This window comes from Flavobacterium erigeronis (assembly GCF_054075165.1).
Map to the genome: position 1 here is coordinate 312,546 of NZ_JBSKGP010000009.1, position 6,121 is coordinate 318,666.

4 protein-coding genes are annotated in these 6,121 nt (G+C 36.6%); all 4 read left to right on the forward strand.

The window, feature by feature from the left end; genetic code table 11:
• Positions 1-44 precede the first annotated feature (44 nt).
• The 4 genes from ACWA1F_RS18710 to ACWA1F_RS18725 all read left to right on the forward strand — a co-directional run bounded on the left by ACWA1F_RS18710 (position 45) and on the right by ACWA1F_RS18725 (position 5,874).
• Positions 45-1,634 carry a RagB/SusD family nutrient uptake outer membrane protein gene (locus ACWA1F_RS18710; protein WP_456895859.1) on the forward strand — a complete coding sequence of 530 codons (1,590 nt, stop codon included), beginning with the start codon at positions 45-47 and terminating at the stop codon, positions 1,632-1,634.
• A gap of 444 nt (positions 1,635-2,078) precedes the next feature.
• Positions 2,079-3,173 carry an endo-1,4-beta-xylanase gene (locus ACWA1F_RS18715; protein WP_456895861.1) on the forward strand — a complete coding sequence of 365 codons (1,095 nt, stop codon included), beginning with the start codon at positions 2,079-2,081 and terminating at the stop codon, positions 3,171-3,173.
• Between the two features lie 121 nt (positions 3,174-3,294).
• The gene (locus ACWA1F_RS18720) at positions 3,295-4,194 is read left to right on the forward strand and encodes a PKD domain-containing protein (RefSeq protein ID WP_306159151.1); all 900 of its coding nucleotides are present in this window, start codon (positions 3,295-3,297) and stop codon (positions 4,192-4,194) included.
• A 264-nt stretch (positions 4,195-4,458) separates the two neighbouring features.
• Positions 4,459-5,874 carry a hypothetical protein gene (locus ACWA1F_RS18725; RefSeq protein ID WP_456895863.1) on the forward strand — a complete coding sequence of 472 codons (1,416 nt, stop codon included), beginning with the start codon at positions 4,459-4,461 and terminating at the stop codon, positions 5,872-5,874.
• The last annotated feature ends 247 nt before the right edge of the window (positions 5,875-6,121 follow it).

Below are 6,121 nucleotides of genomic sequence, written 5' to 3' on the forward strand. Positions count from 1 at the left end.
TAACGAAGTTTAAGACATTCAATAAAACAAAAAATAACAAGATTATGAAAAATATAAATTTTCTATTTCTTTTACTATTCGGACTTTCTCTTGGACTTACTTCGTGCGAAGATTTTCTGGAAGAAACCGTAAAAGATCAGGTATCGGTAGATTATATCTACAATTCACCGGCGGGACTTGAAGTCGGTGTCAATGCACTTTACAACCAAATGCGCTACTATAATGCGCCATCTGGAGACAACAGCGATTTGTGGGCCAATGTGTTTTTTATGGTGGCAACCGATTTAGGTTTGCACAGAACTTGGAATACACCTTACGGAACAGGTCATAATCCGCAGTCGTTTACAGGCTCAAAATGGATTCAGGGTTACAAAATTATCGACAGATGTTCGGCAATTATAACTTCGGCAAGATCTATAAAAATGGATGAAGCTGCTAAAAAGAGATTGGTTGCACAAGCCAGAGTTATAAGAGGTGAATTGTATTTGGACTTAAAACAAATGTATGGTGGAATTTTGATTGACACGATTCCGACAACGCCACAGAACATCAACGATCCTGTAGAATATAAAGTCGCCAGCGATGCAGATGTCTACAAATTAATCGACGGAGATTTAGATTATGCAATCGCTAATCTTCCTTTTAAAGTAGATGCAGGGCGTTACGGTCAGGGCGTGGCAAGACACATTCGCGGTAAAAGTGCTTTATGGCAGCAGGATTGGGCAGAAGCAGCCGCACAATTCGATGCCATTATCAACGACGGAACTCACGGTTTAGTAGCGCTTATTGATGTTTGGGGACAAAATGCCAATCACAAAGAATCGCTTTTTACCTATCAAAAAGATTATCTGTTAGGACCAGACGACAATTTAGCAGGCGGTGGAGGTTTCTGGCTGGGAAGTGTTTTTACACATAGAACATACGAGTTGAATACTAGCGAATTGGTTCAAGATGTGGCGTACGGCGGACAATCTTTAGGATGGTTTTATCCAAACAATTACCTGAAATCACTTTACGATCAGACCAACGATTTGCGTTTCAAAACCTATTATTATTCCGATAATTATCAGGATTATAAAATCAATGTTCCTGGAAATCCAAAGTTCGGACAACCGATTACCAATCCGGCAATTGCAGCGCCGAACGGAAATTACAGAGCGTGGCATTGGAGTCTGAAAAAATATCATGATACCGAAAAACTGCCAATGACTTCTAATAGTTACAAAGATTATATGTACTACAGACTGGCTGAAACTTATTTATTGGCTTCAGAAGCGTATCACAATCTAGGAAATGATGGTAAAGCATTGCAGTATTTAAACAAAGTAAGAAGAAGAGGTTATACCGGAAATCCTGAAAGTACCGTTACAACTTACGATTTAACAGCGTGGACTTTAAATAATTATTTAGACGAATCGGCAAGAGAATTAGCTTTCGAAAACAACAGATGGTTCTTGTTGAAGAGACTTGGACTTTTGGTAGAAAGACAGAATTTATATTTCCGTTCAAGTCCGTCTGGAACACTTGCTGGCGAAGTACCGTTAAAAATGACTCCTGCAATGGTCAATATGCCGATTCCGCAGAGCCAGATCGATTTGATGGGAAAACCGGAAGGGTTTAATGTGGGATATTAATTGATTTCTTTTTTAACACATAGAGACATAGATTTTTATTTGATTTAAAAAAGAGTTTTAAAGAGAAACATATTTCTTTCACATAGCTGAACGTTCACGGCTTTGTCAAAGTTTCAAACTTTGACAAAGCTTACACAAAGAATCACGCATTTTACTATGTGCATTCATGCAAGTGAAACGCCTTATATACGCAAAGTAAATCTATGTATCTATGTGTTTAAAAAAAATTATAGCTGAACGTTTGCAGCTTTGACAAAGTTTACACAGAGAATGGCGCATTTACTATGTGCATTCATGCAAGTGAAACGCCTTATAAACGCAAAGAATCCCGAAGCTTCGGGACTATGTGTTTAAAAAACAAAAAAAGTTAAGGTTAAAAGTTAGTAATTAACCAATCGGGGAATCAAAGTAACATTTGATTCTCAGATTAAATTAAAAGACAAAATGATAAACAAAAAATATATTCTAGGTGTATTAACCGCTTTGTTGTTTGCTTCCTGCAGTGACGACGAAAAAGTAGTTTTTATAAATGCAGACGAAGACGGAGGAACAAATCCGAATCCGATTACGCAGACTTTAAAAGAAAAAGCCAAATTTAAAATTGGAGCCGCTGTAAAAATGAAAGATTTACAAGGAGAAGCCAATTATAAAAATGCAGTAATAAAACATTACAGTCAGATTACAGCCGAATTTGAGATGAAAATGGCAAGCATCTGGACTTCTTCAACAGCGTACAATTACACGGCGGCGGACTATCTGGTAGATTTTGCCAAAACAAATAACATGGAAGTTCACGGACATACGCTGGTTTGGTACGATTCTTTTCCAGAGTGGTTTAAAAAAGCCCAATACGATTCGATTGCTTTTGAAGCAAAAGTGAAAGTCTATATAACTGATGTTGTAGGACGCTACAAAGGGAAAGTAAAAAGCTGGGATGTAGTGAATGAAGTTTTTGCAGATGGCGGCGCTATGAGAAACGAAACCGTAATCAATTCACTCTTTAAAGATCCGATTGGTTTTTATGGAAGATGTTTCAGATATGCAAAAGCAGCAGATCCAGATGCGAAATTATTCTACAATGATTACAGCGTAGTGCTGGATGGCGGAAAAAGAGCAGCGATCAAAAAAATGGTAGCCAGATTTAAAGCCAACGGAGTGCCGATTGATGGTTTGGGAGATCAGTTTCATTACGCAACCGATACCAACAGGCAAACCATGAAAACCGGATTTACCGATATGGCTTCTACAGGATTGTTAATGCATATTTCAGAATTGGATATCAAAGTCAATACATCAAAATCGGATTCGTATGTATTTAACGATACAGAAAATCAGAAACAAGCAGAGACTTATAAATATATAGTTTCCATGTATGAAGAATTGCCTCAAACCCAAAAGTTTGCCATTTCTACTTGGGGTGTAACCGACAAATACACTTGGCTGACCGCTTTTTGGCATTCCAAAGAATATCCGTTGCTTCTTGATGCTGATTATAATAAAAAGCCAGCGTATCAAGGATTTTTAGACGGATTGAAATAGAGAAGATAGAATAAAGAAAATAGAGTCAAGAAAATAGAGTAAAAATACAAGGCTTTGAGATGAGTCTATTTTCTATATTCTTTTCTCTATTTTCTAAAAGATAACTAAAAACATCAAAATCATGACCAAAAAACTAAACCATATATTTCGATTAAAATATTTCTTTTTAATTCTTGCAGCAGGTTTATTTTCCTGCGAAGAAGATGTACGAGAAGTATATTTATATAAAAAGGGAGAATTGAGCGCGACCTCAACCAACACAGCTGTTAAAGCTGGAGAAACAGTTACCTATACCGATTCCTCAACAAAAGTAAGAGCTATAAAATGGACTTTCCAAGGAGGTTCGCCAGGCGCTTCGATCGAGCCAAATGTTGAAGTGAAATATACTAAAGGAGGAAGTTTTACGACTACCTTAGAAATCACTTTTGTAGATAATACAGTTCAAAAGAAAACCTTTGCCGTTGAGGTAGAAGCACCAGCAATTCCGCCAATCGTTATTCCTGCCGATGCATTGAAAATCTATTCTGAAAATCCTGATTTTACAAAAACAGCTCCAGTTCTAAACTGGGTTTCTAGCAATCAGTTTGTTATTAAAGAAGTAGCAACAGACGGATACGAAGGCGCTTACAGAAACTTCTCGCTTCCAGCAACTCCACCAGCTGCCGAAGCTAAATGGGCAATGGCAATTCTGTCATTTGTAAATTTCACAGATATTTCGTCTTACACCCATATCAATATGGCAGTGCGAACAACAAGTACAGGAAAAATCAGATTTAGAATGAAAGATGCTTCTAACACTGGATATGTGGAGTTTGACGCTACAAGTAATCTGTACGGTTTAAAAAGAGACGGAAGCTGGAATATGGTAAAAATCCCAATTGCTGATTATAAGAAACAAAATGCGGCATTAGACTTAACAAAAATCAAAGATATTTTGGTTTTAAGAAGCGTTGATCCAGAAGACGTAAGAGCTTTAAACAATTACATTTTTGATATTGATCATATCTATTTGTCGAAATAATTTTTTGTAACAGATAATAATTTAACACATAGAAACATAGAATTATTTTTCTATGAAAAGAGATTTTAAGAGAAATACATTTCTTTCACATAGCTAAACGTTCACAGCTTTGTCAAAGTTTCAAACTTTGACAAAGCTTAAAACACAAGTCACTATGTGCATTAATAAAAGTGAAACGCCTTCTAAGCGCAAACAAAAACTATGTCTCTATGTGTTAAAAAAAACCGCCCCAAATTTTCTCAAAAAACAATTAAAATGAATTAAATGAAACATTCTATTTATGTCTTGCTCTCCATTATAAGCCTGACTTCAATACAAGCCCAAACTAAAATTGCCTATCAAAAAGTCGAAGCCAGACAAAATGCCTTAGACCCGAAATGGGTGGCGTATGATGCTAAAACAATTGATAAACTGCCGGGTTTTAAAATCCAAAAAAAGGAATCGCCGAGTTCGATTTACGGCGCTTCCAAAATGTGGCAGAAAGAAGCGACAGGATTTTTTAGAACACAAAAAGTAGACAACAGATGGTGGATTATTGATCCCGAAGGTTATCCGTATATTTTTAAAGGCGTTGCCGTTTTTAATCCAGGACGTTCTGTCAATCAGCAGAAAGCATTTGATGCGAAATATGGAAGCAAAGAAAATTGGGTAAAACAAGAATCCAAATTACTTCGTGATAACGGATTCAATGGCGTAGGGGCGTGGTCGAATGTTGATTTGGTTCGAAATGCCGAAAATCCGTTGGTTTATACCGTGATTATTTCGCCAATGGGAATGTATCATTCCGATCATATTAAAAAATATGGCGGAAAATACAAAGAAGCGAGCTGGCAGAATTACCGTTTTGATCTGGTGATGGTTTTTGATAAAGAATTTGATTCTTACATTGAAAAAGCCATGAAAGAAGTTTCGCAATACAAAAATGATAAGTATTTGATGGGTTATTTTACTGATAATGAGCTTCCGTGGTATAACGACGCATTAGATAAACATTTAACTTTATTGGCCAAAGACGAGCAAGGATATTTGGCGGCAAAAGCTTGGCTGGATGAAAGAAAAGGGTTTAATGCTTCCATAACAGACATTACTCAAGAAGACCGAATGGCATTTACCGCTTTTTATTTTGAAACGTACATGAAAAAAGTAACAGAAGCATTGAGAAAAGCAGACCCGAACCACATGTATTTAGGATGCCGTTTCAATCAAGATAAAGAGCAGGAATTGACGAATCCGGAGATTTTTAAAGTGGCTGGAAAGTACATGGATATTATTTCAATAAACCATTACAGAAAATGGGAGCCAAGTCAAGAACTCATGAACAATTGGGGAGAATGGTCGGGAAAACCGTTTTTGATTACCGAATGGTACACCAAAGGTGAAGATTCAGGACTGCCAAATAATACAGGTGCAGGCTGGCTGGTACGAACGCAGAAAGAACGCGGACTTTTTTATCAGAATTTCACTTTGGAATTATTAAAAAATAAAAACTCAGTCGGCTGGCATTGGTTCAAATACATGGACAACGATCCCGCAGATTTAAGCACTGATTATTCGAACAGAGATTCTAATAAAGGAATTGTAAACAGCAATTTCGAACCGTATCAGCCTTTATTAAAAGAAATGAAAACAATCAATGACAATGCTTACGAGCTGACGCGTTATTTTGATAAAACGAATTAAAAATTAGTAATTAAAAATTAAAAATCTGCCGAATCTGCGAGCTAAAAAAATCTCACGCAGATTTAGCAGATTTAGCAGATAAAAATTGAGATAAAATGCAGCTATGTGTAAGTGCAACGCCTTTACGCGCAAAGCAAAACTATGTATCCATATGAAAAAAAAATCTGCACAATCTGCCAAATCTGCGGGCGAATAATTTTTTCTCGCAGATTTTGCAGATTAAGGAGATTAAAAAATGAGATAAAAT